The sequence below is a fragment of the Coprobacillus sp. AF33-1AC genome (assembly GCF_003475785.1).
GTDB lineage: Bacteria > Bacillota_I > Bacilli_A > Erysipelotrichales > Coprobacillaceae > Faecalibacillus.
This window is the reverse complement of record NZ_QRQB01000010.1, coordinates 13,109-33,452: the sequence shown is the minus strand read 5'-3', so window position 1 is coordinate 33,452 and position 20,344 is coordinate 13,109. Positions and strand designations below refer to the sequence as shown.

At 30.2% G+C, this 20,344-nt stretch carries 21 protein-coding genes; 2 read left to right on the top strand and 19 right to left on the bottom strand.

Features of this window, described 5'->3' with window-relative positions; genetic code table 11:
* Positions 1-65: 65 nt before the first annotated feature.
* The gene (nrdD, locus tag DWZ53_RS05220) at positions 66-2,243 is read right to left on the bottom strand and encodes an anaerobic ribonucleoside-triphosphate reductase (protein WP_118432644.1); all 2,178 of its coding nucleotides are present in this window, start codon (positions 2,241-2,243) and stop codon (positions 66-68) included.
* A 195-nt stretch (positions 2,244-2,438) separates the two neighbouring features.
* Positions 2,439-3,113, bottom strand: coding sequence for a hemolysin III family protein (locus DWZ53_RS05215; RefSeq protein WP_118432643.1), 675 nt, complete (start codon positions 3,111-3,113; stop codon positions 2,439-2,441).
* 185 nt (positions 3,114-3,298) lie between these two features.
* On the opposite strand from DWZ53_RS05215, the gene DWZ53_RS05210 reads away from it, so the two are divergent.
* Both DWZ53_RS05210 and DWZ53_RS05205 read left to right on the top strand, forming a co-directional pair.
* Complete coding sequence (locus DWZ53_RS05210) at positions 3,299-3,811, top strand: dUTP diphosphatase (RefSeq protein WP_118432642.1); 513 nt, start codon at positions 3,299-3,301, stop codon at positions 3,809-3,811.
* A complete protein-coding gene (locus tag DWZ53_RS05205; RefSeq protein ID WP_199589091.1) occupies positions 3,774-4,055 on the top strand; it encodes a GIY-YIG nuclease family protein in 282 nt (93 codons plus the stop codon). Before DWZ53_RS05210 ends, DWZ53_RS05205 begins: the two co-directional genes overlap by 38 nt.
* A 33-nt stretch (positions 4,056-4,088) precedes the next feature.
* Here DWZ53_RS05205 and DWZ53_RS05200 read toward each other — a convergent pair whose 3' ends face one another.
* The 17 genes from DWZ53_RS05200 to DWZ53_RS05120 form a co-directional block, all read right to left on the bottom strand.
* On the bottom strand, positions 4,089-5,354 hold the full coding sequence (locus DWZ53_RS05200; protein WP_118432640.1) for a dicarboxylate/amino acid:cation symporter: 1,266 nt from the start codon (positions 5,352-5,354) through the stop codon (positions 4,089-4,091).
* Entirely contained in the window at positions 5,335-6,198 is an 864-nt protein-coding gene (gene rfbD / locus DWZ53_RS05195; protein ID WP_118432639.1) for a dTDP-4-dehydrorhamnose reductase, read from the bottom strand. The genes DWZ53_RS05200 and rfbD overlap by 20 nt, the downstream gene beginning before the upstream one ends.
* Positions 6,199-6,284: 86 nt before the next feature.
* Positions 6,285-6,977, bottom strand: coding sequence for an LrgB family protein (locus DWZ53_RS05190; RefSeq protein WP_118432638.1), 693 nt, complete (start codon positions 6,975-6,977; stop codon positions 6,285-6,287).
* Entirely contained in the window at positions 6,977-7,330 is a 354-nt protein-coding gene (locus tag DWZ53_RS05185; RefSeq protein ID WP_118432637.1) for a CidA/LrgA family protein, read from the bottom strand. The genes DWZ53_RS05190 and DWZ53_RS05185 overlap by 1 nt, the downstream gene beginning before the upstream one ends.
* An 81-nt stretch (positions 7,331-7,411) precedes the next feature.
* Positions 7,412-8,737, bottom strand: coding sequence for an MATE family efflux transporter (locus tag DWZ53_RS05180; protein WP_118432636.1), 1,326 nt, complete (start codon positions 8,735-8,737; stop codon positions 7,412-7,414).
* A 132-nt stretch (positions 8,738-8,869) separates the two neighbouring features.
* Complete coding sequence (gene noc, locus DWZ53_RS05175) at positions 8,870-9,631, bottom strand: nucleoid occlusion protein (protein ID WP_118432635.1); 762 nt, start codon at positions 9,629-9,631, stop codon at positions 8,870-8,872.
* Between the two features lie 11 nt (positions 9,632-9,642).
* On the bottom strand, positions 9,643-10,347 hold the full coding sequence (rsmG, locus tag DWZ53_RS05170) for a 16S rRNA (guanine(527)-N(7))-methyltransferase RsmG (protein WP_118432634.1): 705 nt from the start codon (positions 10,345-10,347) through the stop codon (positions 9,643-9,645).
* Positions 10,337-12,211, bottom strand: coding sequence for a tRNA uridine-5-carboxymethylaminomethyl(34) synthesis enzyme MnmG (mnmG, locus tag DWZ53_RS05165; protein WP_118432633.1), 1,875 nt, complete (start codon positions 12,209-12,211; stop codon positions 10,337-10,339). The genes rsmG and mnmG overlap by 11 nt, the downstream gene beginning before the upstream one ends.
* Before the next feature lie 80 nt (positions 12,212-12,291).
* On the bottom strand, positions 12,292-12,909 hold the full coding sequence (locus DWZ53_RS05160) for an RpiB/LacA/LacB family sugar-phosphate isomerase (RefSeq protein ID WP_118432632.1): 618 nt from the start codon (positions 12,907-12,909) through the stop codon (positions 12,292-12,294).
* 94 nt (positions 12,910-13,003) lie between these two features.
* Entirely contained in the window at positions 13,004-13,933 is a 930-nt protein-coding gene (locus DWZ53_RS05155) for a G5 domain-containing protein (protein ID WP_118432631.1), read from the bottom strand.
* Positions 13,934-13,944: 11 nt separating this feature from the next.
* Positions 13,945-14,703, bottom strand: coding sequence for a TatD family hydrolase (locus DWZ53_RS05150; RefSeq protein WP_118432630.1), 759 nt, complete (start codon positions 14,701-14,703; stop codon positions 13,945-13,947).
* A 225-nt stretch (positions 14,704-14,928) separates the two neighbouring features.
* Positions 14,929-15,702 carry an ABC transporter ATP-binding protein gene (locus DWZ53_RS05145; protein ID WP_118432629.1) on the bottom strand — a complete coding sequence of 258 codons (774 nt, stop codon included), beginning with the start codon at positions 15,700-15,702 and terminating at the stop codon, positions 14,929-14,931.
* Complete coding sequence (locus DWZ53_RS05140; protein WP_118432628.1) at positions 15,692-16,669, bottom strand: iron ABC transporter permease; 978 nt, start codon at positions 16,667-16,669, stop codon at positions 15,692-15,694. Before DWZ53_RS05140 ends, DWZ53_RS05145 begins: the two co-directional genes overlap by 11 nt.
* A complete protein-coding gene (gene isdE, locus DWZ53_RS05135; RefSeq protein WP_118432627.1) occupies positions 16,656-17,543 on the bottom strand; it encodes a heme ABC transporter substrate-binding protein IsdE in 888 nt (295 codons plus the stop codon). Before isdE ends, DWZ53_RS05140 begins: the two co-directional genes overlap by 14 nt.
* Positions 17,521-18,393: a heme-binding Shp domain-containing protein gene (locus DWZ53_RS05130; RefSeq protein WP_118432626.1), complete on the bottom strand. Its 873-nt coding sequence runs from the start codon at positions 18,391-18,393 to the stop codon at positions 17,521-17,523. The genes isdE and DWZ53_RS05130 overlap by 23 nt, the downstream gene beginning before the upstream one ends.
* A gap of 50 nt (positions 18,394-18,443) precedes the next feature.
* The gene (locus DWZ53_RS05125) at positions 18,444-19,175 is read right to left on the bottom strand and encodes an NEAT domain-containing protein (protein WP_118432625.1); all 732 of its coding nucleotides are present in this window, start codon (positions 19,173-19,175) and stop codon (positions 18,444-18,446) included.
* Between the two features lie 198 nt (positions 19,176-19,373).
* Positions 19,374-20,330: a ribose-phosphate pyrophosphokinase gene (locus tag DWZ53_RS05120; RefSeq protein WP_118432624.1), complete on the bottom strand. Its 957-nt coding sequence runs from the start codon at positions 20,328-20,330 to the stop codon at positions 19,374-19,376.
* Positions 20,331-20,344 lie beyond the last annotated feature (14 nt).

Below are 20,344 nucleotides of genomic sequence, written 5' to 3'. Positions count from 1 at the left end.
AAAAAAGGAACAAGAATTAATTCTTGTTCCCTTAACCAATGTTCATTTTTCAAAAATTTCCTAAATTATAAGTGTAATACACGTTCTTTGATCTCTTGTGTTCTACCTTGGTTCCAGAATTGAGTTCCAATATAACCACAAGTACGTCTTGCTACAGACATTTTATCTTGGTCTTTATTACCACAGTTTGGACATACCCAAATCAATTTTCCATCTTCATCAGTTCTGATTTGAATTTCTCCGTCATAACCACAAACCATACAATAATCACTCTTTGTATTTAATTCAGCATACATAATATTTTCATAAATATGTTTCATAACAGCTAAAACAGCTTCAATATTATCTTGCATATTAGGTACTTCTACATACGAAATAGCACCACCTGGTGATAATTTTTGGAATTGTGATTCAAATGTTAATTTTGTAAATGCATCAATTTCTTCAGTAACATGAACATGATAACTATTTGTAATATAGTTTTTATCAGTTACACCTTTGATTTTTCCAAAACGTTTTTGTAAACATTTTGCAAATTTATAAGTAGTTGATTCAATTGGTGTTCCATATAAACTAAAATCAATATTTTCTTTAGCTTTCCATTCTGTACATTTATCATTTAAATGTTGCATTACTTTTAAAGCAAATGGTGTTGCTTCAGGATCAGTATGCGATTTTCCTGTCATATATTGAACACATTCGCATAATCCAGCATATCCAAGAGAAATTGTTGAATAACCATCAAATAATAATTTATCAATTGTTTCTCCTTTTTTAAGACGAGCTAATGCCCCATATTGCCATAAGATAGGAGCAACATCACTAGGAGTTCCCATTAATCTTTCATGACGACACATTAAAGCACGATAACATAACTCTAATCTCTCATCAAAGATTTGCCAGAATTTCTTTACATCTCCCTTAGATGAACAAGCAACATCAACTAAGTTGATTGTTACAACACCTTGGTTAAATCTTCCATAATATTTTGGATCTCCATTTTCGTCTATGTAAGGTGTTAAAAATGAACGACATCCCATAGATGGATAACAATGTCCTACACCTTTATCATCTACTTTTAATTCTTTCATGATCTTTTCAGAAATATAATCTGGTACCATACGTTTAGCTGTACATCTTGCTGCTAATTCTGTTAAACCATAATAACGACTACCTGGTTCAATATTATCTTCTTCTAAAACATAAATAAGTTTAGGGAAAGCTGGTGTAACATAGACACCTTTTTCATTTTTGACTCCAATCATTCTTTGTTTTAATGTTTCTTCAATAATTAATGCTAAATCTTCTTTTGTTTGTCCTTCTGGTACTTCATTTAAATACATGAAAACAGTAATGAATGGTGCTTGTCCATTTGTTGTCATTAAAGTAACAACTTGATATTGAATTGTTTGAACACCTCTTTTAATTTCTTCACGTACACGTAATTCAGCAATTTTATTAATTTCTTCTTCACTTAAATGAATACCTGTACTTTCCATTTCTTTTTTAACTTCTTTTCTTAATTTTTGACGTGAAACGTCAACAAAAGGAGCTAAATGAGATAAAGTAATACTTTGTCCTCCATATTGTGAACTTGCAACTTGAGCAATAATTTGTGTAGCAATATTACAAGCAGTAGAAAAACTTTTTGGTCTTTCAATCATTGTTTCACTAATCACTGTTCCATTTTGTAACATATCTTCTAAGTTAACTAAACAACAGTTATGCATATGTTGAGCAAAATAGTCAGAATCATGGAAATGAATAATTCCTTCTTCATGTGCTTTAACAATGTCATCTGGTAATAATAAACGTTTTGTAATATCTTTACTGACTTCTCCAGCCATATAATCTCTTTGTACACTATTAACAGTAGGATTTTTATTAGAATTTTCTTGTTTTACTTCTTCGTTATCACATTCAATTAAACTTAAAATTTGTTCATCTGTTGTATTAGATTTACGAATTAAAGCTCTTTTATAACGATATGTAATGTATTTTCTAGCTACAGTAAAAGCATTCAATTTCATAATTTCATCTTCTACTAAGTTTTGAATTTCTTCTACACTTAATGCTCTTAACATTTTACCACATTGGTATTTAACATTATTTGTAATATTATCAATTTCTTCTTCTGTTAATCTTTCTGTTTCTACAACTTCATTATTTGCTTTTTGAATTGCTGCTGTGATTTTGCTTTCATCAAAGAGAACTTCTGTCCCATTACGTTTAATTATTTTCATTGCAATTCCTCCCTATATATTTCAATTTTATATTATTAATAATCATTACTACTTGCAAGACATATGCATTTATTATTTTTTAAAACAATAAATGCATATGTCTATGCATCCATTCCATTATAACCTAAAAACATTGTTTTGTATCTAATATTTTTTCTTTTTCTAAAAAAAGAAAAAAGGCTTGATTCCAAGCCCTTAAATTACATATAAAATAATACATAAAAAATGTAATACTGTTCCTACTAAAATCCATAAATGCCAAATAGAATGCATATAACGATGTTTTTTTTGTAAGCCATAAAAGATGGTTCCTATTGTATAAGCAAGTCCCCCTGCCACTAAATAGACAATTCCTTGATAACCAATAGATGGTGGTAAAAGATTGATTTTAAAAATAATACACCATCCTAGCGCTAGATAACAAACCATGGAAAAAGTCTTATATCTTTTAATATCTATAGCGTTAAGAGTAATCCCTAATGCTGTTACAATCCATACTACAGCAAATAATAACCATCCCCAAAATGGATCAATTGGACGAATAGAACATAATAAAATAGGTGTATATGTTCCAGCAATTAAAACAAAGATAGAACAATGATCCATAATTTGAAATACTTTCTTTGCCTTTAATTTTGGTGATAATCCATGATAAATACTACTCATAGTATAAAGGAGTATCATTGAAATCCCATATATAATCCCCGAAAACAATCCATAACCATTATGGTGTTTAACCGAAAAAACAATACATAATACCAAAGCTGCTATTCCTAGCGCCCCTCCTACAATATGTGTGACCATATTAAATACTTCTTCACCCTTAGTATATTCAGGTAAAACACGATCAGCTAATTTTGTTCTTTTCATAGTTTTCACCTCCAACTACGGTTATTATACTCAATAATGTCATAAAGGTAAATACATTTATCACAAAATAAGTTATTTTATTCTATTAAATATAGTTTTTAATACTATATTTAATATTTTTATAATTACTATTCCTTTATAAATATCTTTTCTTTATAATGAATGTAAAAAGAGAGGTATAACTAATGAAAAAAATAGCAAAATTTTATAAAGTATCAAAAGAACAATTCTTAAATGATTTTAAAGATTCATTTCCTCAATATGATGAAAATACTATTTTAAATATTTATGAATCTATTTCATTACCTAAAAGAGCTACCAAAGGATCTGCAGGTTATGATTTCTATACACCTATTGATATTGAATTAAAACCAGGAGAAACTATTAAAATACCTACAGGTATTCGTGTTTATATTGATTCTTCTTGGGTACTAGGACTTTATCCACGTAGTGGATTGGGATTTAAGTATCGTCTTCAATTAAATAATACTGTTGGTATTATTGATAGCGATTATTACAATAGTGATAATGAAGGACATATATTTGTTAAATTAACGAATGATAGTAATGAAGATAAAACAGTGACTGTAAAAGCAGGTCAAGGTATTGTTCAAGGCATTTTCTTTGAATACGGTATTGTTGAAGATGATGATGTCACTGATGAAAGAAATGGTGGCTTTGGATCAACAACAAAATAATTATGTTTATATTGTAAGATGTCATGATCAAACCCTTTATACCGGTTGGACAAATCATCTTGAAAAAAGAATTAAAGATCATAATGAGGGGCGAGGTGCTAAATACACAAAAGCAAGAAGACCTGTTAAATTGGAATACTATGAAACCTTTAGTTCTAAAAGTGAAGCCATGAAACGAGAGTATCAAATTAAACAACTCACTCGTAAAGAAAAAGAAGCACTTATCAAAAATAAAAAAGAGTAATAAACATGCATTTATGTTCATTACTCTTTTTAGTTATTCTTGATAAAATACTTCTTTATTTAATGCTTTATTTTGATGAGCGACAATCGTTGTACATACAGCATCACCTGTAATATTAACCGCTGTTCTTAACATATCTAAAATACGATCAATACCCATAATATAAGCAATACCTTCTACTGGTAAACCTACTGAAGAAAAGACCATTGATAAAGTAATTAAACCTACTGAAGGAACACCTGCAGTCCCTACTGAAGCCAGTGTTGCTGTTGCAATAACAGTAAGGTAATCTGCTACACTTAAATTAATATTAAATAATTGAGCAGTAAAGACAACAGCGACTCCTTGCATAATAGCTGTCCCATCCATATTAATAGTTGCTCCTAAAGGAATTGTAAAAGAAGAAATCTTTTTCGATACTCCCACTTTCTTTTCTAATGTTTCAATTGATAAGGGAATTGTAGCATTAGATGTTGCTGTAGAAAAAGCAAAAGTCATCACTGGGAAAAACTTCTTAATAAAACGAACTGGGTTTAAACCTGTAAAAATCTTTAATAATGCCATATAGACAACAATACAATGAATACCTAAGCCACCAACTACTGATCCCATGTATTTAAGCATTGGTAAAAACATATCGAAACCAAGGGTAGCAAATGTCTTAGCAATCAAAGCAAAAACACCAATTGGCGCAACTAACATAATAATGTTTGTCATTTCCATCATAATTGTATTCCATTGATTAAAGAATTGACTTACACTATCAACACGATCTCCAAGTTTTGCTAGAATAATTCCTAATAATAAAGCAAAGAAAATAATTTGTAACATGGTTCCATTAGATAATGATTCAATCGGATTAGTAGGAATAATATTTAAAATTGTTTCAGCAAAAGAAACTGACTTCGTTGATGAAGTAGCAGATGTTGCTGTTTTAACAATATTTGCCATCTTCACACCAATTCCTGGATTAATAATATTCGCTACACCAATGGCTACTACAACAGCAATCGCTGTTGTGCATAAATAGAAGATCAAACTTCTTACTCCTACTTTTCCTAATGTTTTGGTATCACCAATAGCAGCACTACCACATACAATAGATACAAATACTAATGGTACGACAAGCATTTGCATCATTCTAATAAAACCATTCCCTACAATATAAAAGATACCATTTACTAAAATATCTGTTTTAAATGAACTAGCTGGTAAAAAATATAGTATTGATCCAACGATAGCCCCTAATATCAGGGATAGCATGATTCTTGTTGTTAAATTAAACTTCTTCTTTTTCATTTAAATCCCCCTTAATTTGTTCAATAAAATTTTTTAAATCATCTTGCCATGATGGCATAGTATAAATATCTGTCATTTTTAACATTAAGTTTTCTAAAACAAAATTTCCTGTTTGTCCATATTCATTATGCCCAGAAATAACATGATCTGGACTATATCCCGCAATTTCTAATGCACGTCTTGCAAATTCATAACGACTGCATTGTCCTTCACATGAAGCATGAAATAAACCATATTCATTTCCATTCATTAATACTTCAATGACTTTGCATAATGATAAAACACTTGTTGGTGAACTGAATTGTTCCTTAGATACTTCTACTTGTTGATTATTTACTACTTGTTTAAATAAATCATATAAGAAGTTACCTGGTTGGTTACCATATAACCAAGAACTACGAATAATAATATGTTTTGGATATAATTCTTTAATGAATTCTTCTCCCGCTAATTTTGATTTACCATATACTGTTGTTGGTTGTGGTTTTTCAAATTCATTAAGTTTTTGATCATTTTCACCTTGAAATACATCATCTGTTGATATTTGAATAAGTTTTGCATGAATTCTTTGAGCTACCAAAGCCATATTACGTGCTCCTAAAGTATTTACTTTATAAGCATCCAATTCATGTCTTTCACACTTAGATATACCTGTGATGGCAGCACAATTAATAATGACATCTGGTCTTTGACTTTCTCCATAATGCATGACTTCTTCTAAACGACATACATCTACTTCTTGATCAGTTGGTAAAACCATATATTCATTTTCACTTAAATAACTCACTAAGTTTTGTCCTAATTTACCATGGGCACCTGTTACCCATATTCTTAATTCATTCATTCATTCTTTCCATCCTCTCTGCACAAAAAAAAGGTGTCATATTCGACATCTTTTACATTTTACATAATTTTATATTGAATTGCAAATTAAAGAAGCACAGCTACAATTGGAGCAATAATAACAGTTAATAATCCAGCAATAACGATAGATAAAGAACTCATCGCTCCTTCTATTTCACCAAATTCTAAAGCTTTACTTGTTCCAATAGCATGAGCACTATTACCAAGAGCTAATCCTACGGCAATAGGATGATTAATTTTAAATAATTTACATATAGATTTAGCAATCACTGCTCCTAAAATACCGGTTACAATCACAACTCCTACAGTTATTGTAGAATTACCACCTATTTTATTAGATATCCCTATAGCAATAGCTGTTGTAATAGATTTAGGTAATAAAGAATGATAAATAACAGGATCCACCTTCATCACTAAACACATGACAAATATAGCTACAATTCCGGCAATCACACCACTTAATAAACTAATACAAATAGCATCAAAATGTTTTTGTAATAATCTTGCTTGTTTATATAATGGTATCGCTAAACATACGGTAGCTGGTGTCAGTAAAACCGTAATAAACTGAGCTCCTTGATTATATGTTTTAAAATCAATACCAAAACATACAAGAACAGCAATAGAGATAATAGCACTTATTAATAAAGGATTAAATATAGGATAAGGAAGTAATTTTCTAATTTGGACTGCTACCCAATAGGATAATAAAGATAAAACCAATCCAAAATAAAGAGTTTCAACAAATACATCATTCATTACTTCTTCTCCTTCCTTTCTATAATGATTTGGGCTACTTTCCCCGTAACAACCATGACTACAATTGTACTAACAAAAGTAACTAAAGCGATAACAAATAAATCATTCATAATAGCGTCTTTAACATTCATTAAACTTACTGCTGATGGTACAAATAACACTGGCATAATCAGTATGAGCCAATTACCTACATCTTCAACTTGATCTAATTTAATAATATGTGTAAATAAACATATTAACATAATAAATAATCCATAAACACTTGCTGGTACTGGTAATGGTAAAAATTGACTTAATAATTCTCCTATAAAAGAGATTCCTAAAATAACTAAAATTTGATTAATATACTTCATAATGTCCCCTCATTTTTTCCCATTATACCACTTGTCTTTAATTAATCAATGACCCTTATCAAGATAAAGCACTTACATTATTTATTGCAATTCTTTCTTTGTTTTTCTTAAATAAAAGATACACATAATAAGGGATAAAAACGTTGATACCGGAGAAGCAATACCCATATGCCACAATGTTACTCCTGTTAAAGTAGACATCAAAAAGGTAATCGGAATACGGGCAATAAATGTAGAAATTAAACTATGGATCATAGTAAATACTGTCTTTTGACATCCATTAAAATATCCGTTAAAGCAAAATACGAGACTTGTAAGAAGACAATCAATGGAATAAGTTTGTAAGTATAATGAAGATTGATAAATTACATCTGGATCATGCGAGAAAATACTTGTAAAGAAAGTGGGCATATATTGAGCTAATCCAACAATGACAATAGCACAACTAAAGCACATGAACATACCCCATTTTAATGATTCATAAGCTCTGGCATTTTGTCTGGCTCCTCTATTTTGAGCTACCATCGTCGCAATGGCATTTTGCATAGCTGATTGAAGAAGCATAAAGAACTCAATTAATTTTTCATTGACCCCTACTGCAGCACTGGCAACAAGACCCATTTTATTAATAATAATAGTAATAATTAAAAAAGAAATATTAATAAGGGCATTTTGTAATCCTAAAGGAAAACCTATTTTTAATACTTTCATAATATGCTGAGAAAAGCATATATCTTTTATATAAAATGGGAAACCTAAACCTTTTTTATATAAATAGATTAATGAAAATAAAAAGGCAATCCCTTGAGCAGATACAGTAGCTATAGCAGCACCCGCAGCACCTAAATGGACATATCCAACTAAAACAAAATCAACAATAATATTAATTACACAAGCAATAAACACAAATACAAGAGGTGTCGTACTATCACCTAACCCCCTTAAAATACTACTGACTACGTTATAACCAACAATAAAGATAATGCCCATCGAACAAATATAAATATATGATCTTGTTGCTGCTATTGCTTCATGAGGCGTATTCATTAAAGATACAATTTGGTGGTTAAATAACAACATCATTATTGTAAGAACAATGCCAATACATCCAAATAAAACAATACCGGCTCCAATGGTTTTTGATAATTCTCTTTCTTTTTTAGCTCCAAAATATTGTCCTAATAAAACCGTAATTCCTGTTGTTAATCCTAAAACAAAATAAGTAGTTAAAGTCATAACTTGGCTACCAGTCGATACGCCTGATACGGCAGAAGTATTAGCATATTTTCCTACAACAAACATATCAGCAGAACCATATAAGACTTGTAATAAATTTGATAGCATAAAAGGAAAAGCAAACGCTAAAAGAGTTTTTCCTACATGTCCTTTTAATAAATCATTTTTCATGTTCTTCCTCCTAAAAAAAGCTGGATAAAATTATGGTTTCCCATAACCTTATCCAGCATATCTCTATACCCTCCGGTCACGTATTCTATTATATTCACTCACTTTGAAATGTCAATTAGAGTTGTAGAGGATTTATTTATTTATTTTAATAGTAATAATATATTGATCTTCTTCATCTGCTACTTCTTGTACTAATGTAACGCCTGATTTTTCAATCATTGATGTCGCTTGTTTAATCGTATTTAAAGCAATTTTAACATTTTGTGATACTGCTTTTTTTGGCCTTACCTTTTTAGGTTTAGGTTTTTTATCAATAAACTTTTCTGTTTGAGCAACATTAAGATGTTTTTGAATAACTTCTTTTAAAACAGTTTCTTGTTTTTCTTGATCTAAACCAACCATGGCACGAGCATGTCGCTCAGTAATAGTACGATTATCTAATGCATCTTTTACACCATCTGATAGTTTTAATAATCTTAATTTATTTGCAATTGTAGATTGTTTTTTCCCTACTACTTTAGCTAATTCTTGTTGACTGTATTGATAAGTATCAAGTAATGATTTATAAGCTTTAGCTTCTTCTAAAGGAGATAAGTCTTCTCTTTGAATATTTTCTATAACCGCAAGTGTTTCTACTTGCTTATCATCATATTCTTTAATAATACAAGGTACTTTAGTCATATCGGCAAGTTTACATGCACGAAATCTTCTTTCACCGGCAATAATTTGATATCCTTCTTTTGTTTTTCTTACAACAATAGGTTGAATTAAACCATTTTCTTTTATTGATGTCGATAATTCTTCTATCTTTTCATCATTAAAGACTTTTCTTGGTTGATTTTCATTAGCGTAAATCTTTTTTATATCAATTAATTTATATACTTTTTCTAACATATAAACTCCTTTTATAATGGTTTCTTCTTAATTTTAGCAAACTGTCTTGGATATTTAGCCGGTGTTAATTTTACTTTCTTAATAAGAATATGACTTCGATGATCATCGTCATCACTAAGTGTAAAATCATGAATACTTTCGACTTGTCCGCCTAGTATTTGAATTCCTTTTCTTGCTTCATCTAATTCTTCATGACCTTGTCTTCCTTTTAATGAAAGGAAATAACCGTCTTTTTTAACTAATGGTAAACAGATTTCATCAAGTATATTAAGTCTAGCTACTGCTCTTGCCATGACTACATCAGCTTGTTCACGATGCTTTAAAGCATAATCTTCTCCACGCATTGCAATGGCTTGACAATCTTTTAAATTTAATTCTTTAAACAAATGATTTAAGAAAGTGATTCGTTTATTTAATGAATCTACAATGGTTATTTTTAAATCTGGGTAAACAATTTTTAAAGGAATAGAAGGAAAGCCAGCACCAGCTCCAATATCAACAATACTTTGATTAGAAAAAGGAAAGTTAAAAGCTATACTAATAGAATCATAGAAGTGTTTTAAATAAACACCTTCTTGATCAGTAATTGCTGTTAAGTTCATTTTTTCATTCCATTCTACTAATGTATGATAATAAATATCGAATTGTTTCATTTGTTCATCAGTTAAATGAATATTCTTTTCTTTTAATGCTTCTTTAAATTCATTATTTGTCATATGAATCCTCACTATAGTTTTGTTTTAAATAAATTAATAAAACAGAAATATCTGCTGGATTAATACCTGATATTCTTGAAGCTTGACCTATTGTTAGTGGTCTTACTTTAGATAGTTTTTGTTTAGCTTCTAAAGCTAAATTCTTAACTAAATCATAATCTATATCACTTGGTATTTTCTTTTCTTCCATTTTAATTTGTTTTGCTGCTTGTCTTTTTGCTTTTTCAATATAACCAGCATATTTAATTAAAATAGTTACTCTTTTTTCTTGTTCTTTAGAAAGATGAGCAGATTCAATATATGGTTTAATCATTTGATAAGTGATTTCTGGTCTTTGAATTAATTCTTTTGCACTAATGCCTTCCTTTAAATGAGATGAATGATTTTCTACTAACATCGTATTAATTTCATCTTTAGGAGTAAAACGAATTGTTTTCAATCTTTCTATTTCTTGATAGATGCCTTGCATCTTATCAAGATATTGATTGTACACTTTATCTTTAACTAAACCTACATCATGTCCATGCTTCATAAGTCTTTCATCAGCGTTATCATGACGCAATAATAAACGATATTCAGCTCGACTTGTCAACATACGATAAGGTTCTTTTGTTCCTTTAGTAACTAAATCATCAATCATAACTCCTATATATGCTTCATCTCTTTTTAATACAAGTGGTTCTTTTCCTTCTACCTTTAATGCTGCATTTATACCAGCAATTAATCCTTGTCCCGCTGCTTCTTCATAACCACTTGTTCCATTAATTTGTCCAGCTGTAAATAAATTATGTAATACTTTTGTTTCTAATGATGGCCATAATTGTAAAGGATCAATAGCGTCATATTCAATAGCGTAAGCATATTTTAATATTTTACAGTTTTCTAGTCCTGGTAAAGTACGAATCATTTGTTCTTGGATATCATGAGGCATTGATGTTGAAAATCCTTGTACATAGATAGTATTCATTTCTTTTGATTCTGGTTCTAAGAAGATTTGATGTTGTGGTTTATCAGAAAATTTAACAACTTTATCTTCAATAGAAGGGCAATAACGTGGACCAATTCCTTTAACTAAACCACTATACATAGCACATTTTTCTAGATTATCATGAATAATTTTATGTGTTCTTTCATTAGTATAAGTTAAATAACATGGTGTTTGTTCTTCAATAGGAACATAATGATTTGTTTGGAAACTAAACGCTAATTCATCATCTGTACCTGGTTGTAATGATGTTTTTGAATAGTCAATACTATTAATTTCAACTCTTGGTGGTGTTCCTGTTTTTAATCTTTGTATATGTAAGCCAGCATCTTTGAGTTTATCAGATAAAAACTTTGATTCTTTTTGTTGATCTGGCCCACTAGCGTGTTTTTCATGTCCTACCAAAATTTCAGCTTTCAAATATGTTCCTGTAGTTAAAACAACTGTTTTTCCATCATAACGAGTCCCATCTTCTAAAATAACACCCTTTACAGTTTGATCTTCAATGATTAAATCTTCAACCATTGCTTCTACAATATCTAAATTTTCTTGTTCTTTTAATACTTTTTGCATATAGTGAGGATATGCTTTTTTATCAGCTTGTGCTCTTAACGATTGAACACCTGGTCCTTTAGCTGTATTTAACATCTTCATTTGAAGATATGTATGGTCAGCTGTTAACCCCATTTGTCCTCCTAATGCATCAATTTCACGCACTATGATTCCTTTTGCTGGACCACCTATTGATGTATTACAAGGCATTGAACCAGCATTAGAAAAATTAGACGTGATTAATAAGGTTTTTTTATTCATACGAGCTGGCGCTAAGCATGCTTCAATCCCTGCATGTCCGGCACCAACAACTATTACATCATACATCATAAACGCCCCTTTCAGTCTTTACTATTGTACTACAACAGTTATTATTTTTCGAGAAAAAGATTATTTTCAAAAGTGTTCTAAATCTTACTTTTTACCCATTGTACAATACGCTCATCTTTGCCATGATGAACAATATAGTTAATCACGTCTTTCTTTTGCATAATTTTAGAAATAATTTGAGGATCAATTTCATTTAAAAAAGTTATCATTTCTTTTTTACTTTGTTTATTTAATTGCTTTATTAATTGCGTATCAGCTATTTTTCGTTTTGAATCTTTTAAAGGATAACCTATTCCAAATGGTTCAGAAAATAATTGTTGTAATGTTGCCCTTAAATTAATTTCTCCAGCCCATCCATAATTTAATCCTAATGGTAATGAGGCTACATTTCCATCATTAATTCTTCCAAACAAATAAGCATCCTGTGGCGTTGGTAGATACCCACATATTAAATTTGGTAAACTATTACAAGCAATCATCATTCCTTGACCTGATGAACATCCCGTAACAACAAAATCAACTGCTTGACTTGATATTAATAATCCTATTTCTAATGCAATTTCTACGTATGAATAATTATTTTCTCCTTCAAAACAACCAAAATTAACTACTTCTTCTACGTATTCCTTAGTATATTGATACAATAAATTATTTTTACTAATTTGACTTGTTGCTTGAATAATTCCTACTTTCATTTTCTGATTCCCCTTTTTTGTAGTAAATTCTATTTGAATTTTACTACAACCTATTCTCTTTTACAAAAGAAAATAGTCATCATATCCATGACGACTATTTCCAAAAGTTTTTCCCACTGCCTACAGAAATAATTTTAAATTCTGTTTGGTTAGAAGAACCACCTTTAAAATACTTTCCTGCTTCTGTTCCATTAAAAATATCAATATGATTTTTCTTAATAGCTCCACCGCGATCTACAACAATTCCATAAGCCACTGGTTCAATACTTAAATTATGATTTCTAATTTCAATAATTGTTCCAAATGGTATTGATGGATCTGCAGCTAAACAATAATAACTTTGCCCATTAAAACGTAATTTAGCTGTATTTGATCCTTGTACTCCTGTTGTTGGACTTAAAGAAACACCCGATGCACCGATACCACTACCTCCGGCACAATCTCCTCCATAAGTTGTTAATTTACCAGTAAAATATGCTCCTGGTTGAACAACTCCTGTTTCTATAATGGTATCACTTACTGGTGATACTACTGTTGATGAGACAAGTTGTTTACTTACGATTTGCCCATTTTGATAAGTAACTTGATAAGTATTTTTAACTTGTCCATTGCTTCCTTGTTGTCTGACTTCTGTTGTAAAAAGATGTAATCCTGTTGTATTAATCGTTGAAGATGGCGTTGTGACAACTTCATCAATATTTTCTTTTGAAACACGATTAATTTTTAAATAATCTTTATTTTGTACAATATAATTAAAATCTTTATTGACTGTATCATTTTGATTTAAATGAATATTTAATTCATTTAAAACTTTTCTTACAGTATTTTGTCTTACTAAATAATCTTTTTGTTCATCACTACCATCCTGTACTTCGATTGCTACTGTTTCTTGATAGTGATCAATTTGGGATGTAGCCCCCGATACTAACATCGTTGTCATAATCCCAATATAAGCAATCATCACCACTAATAACCCCTTCAAACGAGGGTCCGCTTTAATAACTGCTTGTTTAATTTTGTTCATTAATTTTCCTCCTATTTAATGCCAAAAACTTTTTTAGCATTAAACGTTGTCGCACTTGCAACGTTTTCTATCTCCATGTTCTTTAGCTTAGCTATTTCCTGGGCAATATACACAACATTTGCAGGCTCATTTAACTTTCCTCGATATGGGTGAGGTGTTAAATAAGGACAGTCGGTTTCAATTAATAAATGTTCTAAACCAATATTTGCTGCCACATCTTTAGGAACTCTGGCATTTTTAAATGTAACTGGTCCAGCTAAAGAAATATAGAACCCTAAGTTAATAAATCTTTTAGCCATTTCTACCGATCCACTATAACAATGCATGACTCCTGGATGTCCATGGTGTTTTAACATATCATAAGTATCTTCATAAGCATCGCGGCAATGAATTAACACTGGTTTTTGATGTTTCTTTGCTAATATCATTTGCTTATCAAAGATTTCTTTTTGCTTTTCAGGAGTAACATCATCCCAATAATAATCGAGACCAATCTCTCCTAATGCTAAAACACGTGGATCTTCTAAATACTTATCGATTATGTTTAAATCTTGATCTGTTGTGTCTTTGCAATCATTAGGACCGATTCCTACAGCAGCATAAATAAAATCATATTCATGTGCGAGTTCAACGGCTCTTTTCGATGATGTTAAATCATAGCCAACAACCATCATATATCTAACATCATTAGCTAAAGCATTTTTGATAAACATATCGTGATCAACATATAATTCGTCACTGTTTAAATGACAATGTGTATCAAAGTACATAGAATCACCTCGGTTGACATCCTAACAAATCTAGATGGTTTTGTCAAATTTCTAAAGTTCACACAATCATCCATAATAAATTTAAGTTGATTAAATCGACATGTTTTTTATTTTTGTTTTATAATTATTTTTTATTTTTAGACAAAAGAGAAATTTAAACATAGATTATCGTATTCTTTATCATTTTATGCTATATATGTCTTATTATGTCAAAAGACAGCATTGTTATCTCATGCTGTCTTCATAATTTAATATAAACATATGGGTATCATCTTTAATAATTTTTAAATCATAATTATATATTTCTTTCAATGATTGTTGATGAATCACTTCTTGTGGTTTTCCTTGATATAAAATCTTACCTTTTTTCATAGCAATGATTTCATCGCTATAATAAATAGCTTGATTAATATCATGATGAACCATAATAACCGTAATATGATATTCTTTATTTATTGTCTTAATCAAATTTAAAATTTCTATTTGTGCTTTAATATCTAGATAGGTTGTCGGTTCATCTAGTAATAAATAAGGTGTTTTTTGAGCTAATGCCATGGCTAACCATACTTTTTGTTGCTGACCCCCAGATAAATTTCTTAATAATTCATTTTCTATTGATTTTAAGCCTGTAATTTCTATAGCCCAATCAATGATTTCATTATCTTTAGATCCTAAATTTTGATAATAATTTAAATAGGGTAAACGACCTTGACCCACTATGGTTCGTACATCAAGATCACTTGATAGTTCGTTTTTTTGGTGAACTATAGCCACGTTTCTAGCAAATTCTTTTAACTTATAATCATCAATATTCTTATTATCTAAAACGATTTGTCCTTTTTGTACTTTATAAATATGCCCTAACAACATAAGGAGTGTAGATTTTCCACTGCCATTTGCTCCAATAATGGTCGTTAGTTTCCCTTTAGATATTGATAATGATAAATCTTGTATATAAGGTTCTTGATTATAGCTAAATGATACTTTTTTAATCTCCATGTAATTCATGACTCCTTTTTAACAAGATAATAAATAATGGGGCACCAATAATAGCCATAATAAATGATGGGGAAATTTCATAAGGAGCGATAATGACTCTTCCTATTGTATCAGCTAACAATAGGACAATTGCACCTAACATGCTACATGTTGGAATAAGATAACGATGTTGACTGCCAACAAGTAATCTTGCTAGATGTGGTACCAATAAAGCAATAAATCCTAAAATTCCTACAACAGCAACCGATATACTACACATCATGACTGCTATTAACGATAAAACCAAACGATATGTATTAACAGGAACACCTAATGATAGTAATGTTCGATTTGAAAAGTTCATCAAATCACAAGCCTTGGCTAGAAACATCATCATAATCATTAAAGGTAATAAATAAATGAACAATAGCCAAACATCATGCCAAGAATAAAGGGTAACGGTAGATACAGAACTTGATGAAGATGTCATACTTTCAATCACTTGAATTATTGCGTTAAAAAAGTAATGAATAGCCACCCCAATTAAAATGACTCTTGTTGTATTCAATCCGTCTCGCCACGATAATCCATAAATCAAAATAAACGCTAATAATCCTCCAAGTCCTGCTAGTAAAGGTTTGATTGTATATAATTCAGGTAAGATTATTCCTACTAATAAATGAGCTAAATAAGCACCACTACTCATACCTATTAATCCCGGATCAGCGAGTGGATTTTTTAAAACAACTTGAAATAATAAACCCGATAATGCTAAGGCACATCCTGATAATATAGTCACAATGATTCTAGGAAATCTAATTTGATATACACTGGCAACTTGTTGATCGTATTCGATAAATAATCCTTTAAGCAACTGAACAAACGAAACTTTAATTGAGCCTAAATTAATAGCGATAAAAAAACATACAATCAATACTATTAATAGTATTGTCATTAATAAATAAGGATGTCTTTTAATTGGCTTCATATAGTATATCCTCTAATGATTCTAATCCTTTTTGGTAATTAAAATTAGCACTCATTCCAAAATATTTATGATTTAAATCATAAACTTTTTGATTTTTAACCGCTTCAAATTGTGACCATGCTCCATTATTTTGGAATTCTTGTTTAAAGTATTCTTGAACCTGCTGTGGCATAGCATGTGAGGTTCTTAATATAATATCTGGATTTTGTTTTAACATGTCTTCAACACTGACGTTAATAAAGTCTTGACCATCACCACTACCATATATATTCGTTCCCCCTGCTAGTCTAACAAGATCTCCTACATAACTTGATTCAGTAGCAACGACATAACTTCCTCCTGGTAACCCCATTAAAATAAGAACTCGAGGGCTTTGTTGGTCTTGATGTTTTTCTCTAAAAGCTGTCATATAATCAACATATTCATTAATTAATTGATATGCTTGCTTTTCATGATTTAATAGTTTTCCTAATTCTTGAATACTTTTATACATTCCTGATAGACTATTTAAATTAACAAAACTTGAATTTAACTTTAATTTTTTATATTTCTTTGCTAAATCCCCTTCTAATGATTGTGGACTTAATATTAAATCTGGCTTTAATTGAGACAACTTTTCCATATCCGGTGACATTGCTGTTCCTATTTTTGTAGCCTTTTGATATCGTTTAGGTATGCTATATGACTGTGTTTCAGGGATACCTACAACTTGGTCTTTAGAAATATTCAAAGATACTAATATTTCACTGATAGCTATTGATGTTGAAACAAGTTTTACTTGTTGACTGTGAGTTTCTTGATTTTGGTTGACACAACCTGTTGTTACGATCATTAAACATAATATGAGTAAACTATTTTTTAATTTTTTTAACATAAATAATTCCTCCCATAATAACAAGTACAACTCCTATCAGCCATTCATAATGAAATGATTTTTGTTTAGATTCTTGCTTGGATTTCTTCAAGTTCTTTTGTGTTAACTTTAGCTTGGTATTTATTTTACCATTTTGATCAAATAAATAACTTTTTAAGCCTTGTCCTTCTAATAAGGATTCTTTAGAGATAGTCCCAACTGTTACATGTTCAACTTGATTTTCTGTTTGTTGTTCTTGAACTGTATCTGTGTTTTTATTAACAGAATTTGTATTTTTCGTACTTGTTTCATTGTTTGTCTTTTGTTGTATTGCCTCAGTTGAGCTTGTATTTTGATTTGATGGTATCATTTGACTTTTATAAATTCCTGTTCCCGGTGTTGCCGATTCAATATGTGGCTTAATAAAAAATTGAACATCTCTTGCCATTGGTGAAACATAAATAATAGGACTAATATATACATCTAAAGAGCTTACTTGAATACGATAATGATTGACAGTATCTCCGTTAGCACTAGAACTTCCAGTTTGACTACTCCCCACAGAAGAAAATGTTCCTAGACTATTCATGATTTTAAAACGAACATTTTTTACATTTGACGCTAATCCTAGTCCAATGGTGATATAGTATTTTTCTCCTGTTTGTTCAATTAAAAGTTGATTTTCAACAATATTTGAGACCATACTATCACCTAACGTAATATTTGTTCCTCCATCTTCAGTTTGACCTGTAAGTGGATTAACATAACTGGTTGTACGTGTTACTAAATATGCACCATCATTGAATCCATAGACTGGTGTTGGCATAAGTAACATGAATATAAATAATAAAGATGCGACTTTTATTTTCATTTTTCCTCCATTCAAATAAACAATGAGGCATTTTGTTATGCCCCATTATCCTATTTACATAATTCTTTTTTTATTGTGTATCCTGCAAAAACTAATGATACTAGCATTAAACTGATAAATAATCCAATTGATTGTTGATCCCCAGTTTGTACTGCTTTTGATTTTTGATTAACAGTGGATGATTGTTGACCTACTGTTGTAGGTGTTACTGGATTCTCTTCAGTTTTATTTGTTTGCTCATTTTTAGGTTCTGTTGTTGGTTGATGAGGTTGTTCTGGTTCTTCAGGATTCACCGATTCAACATATTTTAAAGTATTATAATTAACTTTAATTCGAGCACCTAAATCCATATTTCCCATCATTGCTACATGTGGATTCATCACTACTGAAATATATTCTTCTTGATGTGGTAATTCAAATGACCACAATGTTGGATTTCCTTGTTCATCACGACTTTCCACGGTTGCACTATGGTCATGATAATTAGATTGCATTGATCCTATGTATAATTCTTGTAACCAAGCAGTAATTGTCCCCATCCTCATTTCCTTACCAGTTAAGTACATTGTAGTTTTTCCATCTTTTACTACTATCCTAGCTTGTTTTTCTAAAGCTCCTGCAGCCATAGATGCTTGATCTTTGGTTTCATTCCATAAATCCACATCTACTGTATAAGTTCCCTCTTTAGTTAAATCTACTGCTGCACAAACAGTATTCAAACTTGTTAATTGTATACCAAACATCAACATGAATGATAAAATAAGACTTGATAATTTTTTCATTTTCTTCCTCCCTACAGTTAGCGTAAACTAACTATAGACAGTTTATCATCCTTAATAGATATTTCAATGAGTGATTTTGTTTCACATATGTAACAAAATTACTCATATATTAATAATCTGTAATAAAAAAATATGTTTCGTGAATGAAACATATTTTAAAAAAAGAAAAGTCCAGAAATTCTGGACTTTTCATATCTATTATTTTTCGAAATCAAATTCTTTAAATACATCACTTACTGGTAAGTTATTTTCAATACTTTCAATTGTTTTAGCAAGTAATGCAGCTACTGATACAACATGTAATTTATCGAATGTTTTTTCTTCTGGTAGAATAATTGTATCTGTAACAACAACTTCTTTAGCAGCAGATGTTTTTAATCTTTCTACAGCAGGTCCAGAGAATACTGGGTGAGTACATGCTACGAATACATCTTTTGCTCCTTTTTCTAATAACATATCAATACCAGCAACAATTGTACCACCAGTATCAATCATATCATCAATCATAATACAGTTTTTACCTTTAACATCACCTAATACTCCCATGATTTCAGCAACATTAGGTTTAGGTCTTCTTTTATCAATAATAGCAACTGGAGCATCTAAGGCAACGGCTAATTTACGAGCGCGTGTAGCTCCACCATGGTCTGGAGATACAACACAAATATCTTCAACACCTTTATTTTTAAAGTAATTACTAATTAATGGTAATGCTTGCATTTCATCAACTGGAATATTGAAGAAACCTTGAATTTGAGCTGCATGTAAATCAACAGTAACAACTCTGTTAACTCCTGCAGTTGTAAGTAAATCAGCAACTAATTTTGAAGTAATTGGTTGTCTTGGTTTAGCTTTACGATCTTGTCTAGCATATCCAAAATATGGGATGATTGCTGTAATTTCTTTAGCAGATGCTCTTTTTAAAGCATCAGCTAAAACTAAAATTTCCATTAAGTTTTCAGTTACTGGGTTTGATGTTGATTGAACGATAAATACATCTTTACCACGAACTGATTCATCAATTTCAACTAAGATTTCTCCATCAGCAAAATGATGAACTTTAGATTTACCTAATTGACATCCTAAATTGTCACAAATGTCTTTAGCTAATTTGACACTTGATGATAATGCAAATACTGTAATTTTGTTTTTCATTTCCTTTTCTACCT

Excerpts from the sequence above, each read along its gene's own strand:
- nrdD (WP_118432644.1), bottom strand. The coding sequence starts at position 2,243 with ATGAAAATAATTAAACGTAATGGGACAGAAGTTCTCTTTGATGAAAGC.
- DWZ53_RS05215 (WP_118432643.1), bottom strand. The coding sequence starts at position 3,113 with ATGAAAAGAACAAAATTAGCTGATCGTGTTTTACCTGAATATACTAAG.
- DWZ53_RS05210 (WP_118432642.1), top strand. The coding sequence starts at position 3,299 with ATGAAAAAAATAGCAAAATTTTATAAAGTATCAAAAGAACAATTCTTA.
- DWZ53_RS05205 (WP_199589091.1), top strand. The coding sequence starts at position 3,774 with ATGAAAGAAATGGTGGCTTTGGATCAACAACAAAATAATTATGTTTAT.
- DWZ53_RS05200 (WP_118432640.1), bottom strand. The coding sequence starts at position 5,354 with ATGAAAAAGAAGAAGTTTAATTTAACAACAAGAATCATGCTATCCCTG.
- rfbD (WP_118432639.1), bottom strand. The coding sequence starts at position 6,198 with ATGAATGAATTAAGAATATGGGTAACAGGTGCCCATGGTAAATTAGGA.
- DWZ53_RS05190 (WP_118432638.1), bottom strand. The coding sequence starts at position 6,977 with ATGAATGATGTATTTGTTGAAACTCTTTATTTTGGATTGGTTTTATCT.
- DWZ53_RS05185 (WP_118432637.1), bottom strand. The coding sequence starts at position 7,330 with ATGAAGTATATTAATCAAATTTTAGTTATTTTAGGAATCTCTTTTATA.
- DWZ53_RS05180 (WP_118432636.1), bottom strand. The coding sequence starts at position 8,737 with ATGAAAAATGATTTATTAAAAGGACATGTAGGAAAAACTCTTTTAGCG.
- noc (WP_118432635.1), bottom strand. The coding sequence starts at position 9,631 with ATGTTAGAAAAAGTATATAAATTAATTGATATAAAAAAGATTTACGCT.
- rsmG (WP_118432634.1), bottom strand. The coding sequence starts at position 10,347 with ATGACAAATAATGAATTTAAAGAAGCATTAAAAGAAAAGAATATTCAT.
- mnmG (WP_118432633.1), bottom strand. The coding sequence starts at position 12,211 with ATGTATGATGTAATAGTTGTTGGTGCCGGACATGCAGGGATTGAAGCA.
- DWZ53_RS05160 (WP_118432632.1), bottom strand. The coding sequence starts at position 12,909 with ATGAAAGTAGGAATTATTCAAGCAACAAGTCAAATTAGTAAAAATAAT.
- DWZ53_RS05155 (WP_118432631.1), bottom strand. The coding sequence starts at position 13,933 with ATGAACAAAATTAAACAAGCAGTTATTAAAGCGGACCCTCGTTTGAAG.
- DWZ53_RS05150 (WP_118432630.1), bottom strand. The coding sequence starts at position 14,703 with ATGTACTTTGATACACATTGTCATTTAAACAGTGACGAATTATATGTT.
- DWZ53_RS05145 (WP_118432629.1), bottom strand. The coding sequence starts at position 15,702 with ATGGAGATTAAAAAAGTATCATTTAGCTATAATCAAGAACCTTATATA.
- DWZ53_RS05140 (WP_118432628.1), bottom strand. The coding sequence starts at position 16,669 with ATGAAGCCAATTAAAAGACATCCTTATTTATTAATGACAATACTATTA.
- isdE (WP_118432627.1), bottom strand. The coding sequence starts at position 17,543 with ATGTTAAAAAAATTAAAAAATAGTTTACTCATATTATGTTTAATGATC.
- DWZ53_RS05130 (WP_118432626.1), bottom strand. The coding sequence starts at position 18,393 with ATGAAAATAAAAGTCGCATCTTTATTATTTATATTCATGTTACTTATG.
- DWZ53_RS05125 (WP_118432625.1), bottom strand. The coding sequence starts at position 19,175 with ATGAAAAAATTATCAAGTCTTATTTTATCATTCATGTTGATGTTTGGT.
- DWZ53_RS05120 (WP_118432624.1), bottom strand. The coding sequence starts at position 20,330 with ATGAAAAACAAAATTACAGTATTTGCATTATCATCAAGTGTCAAATTA.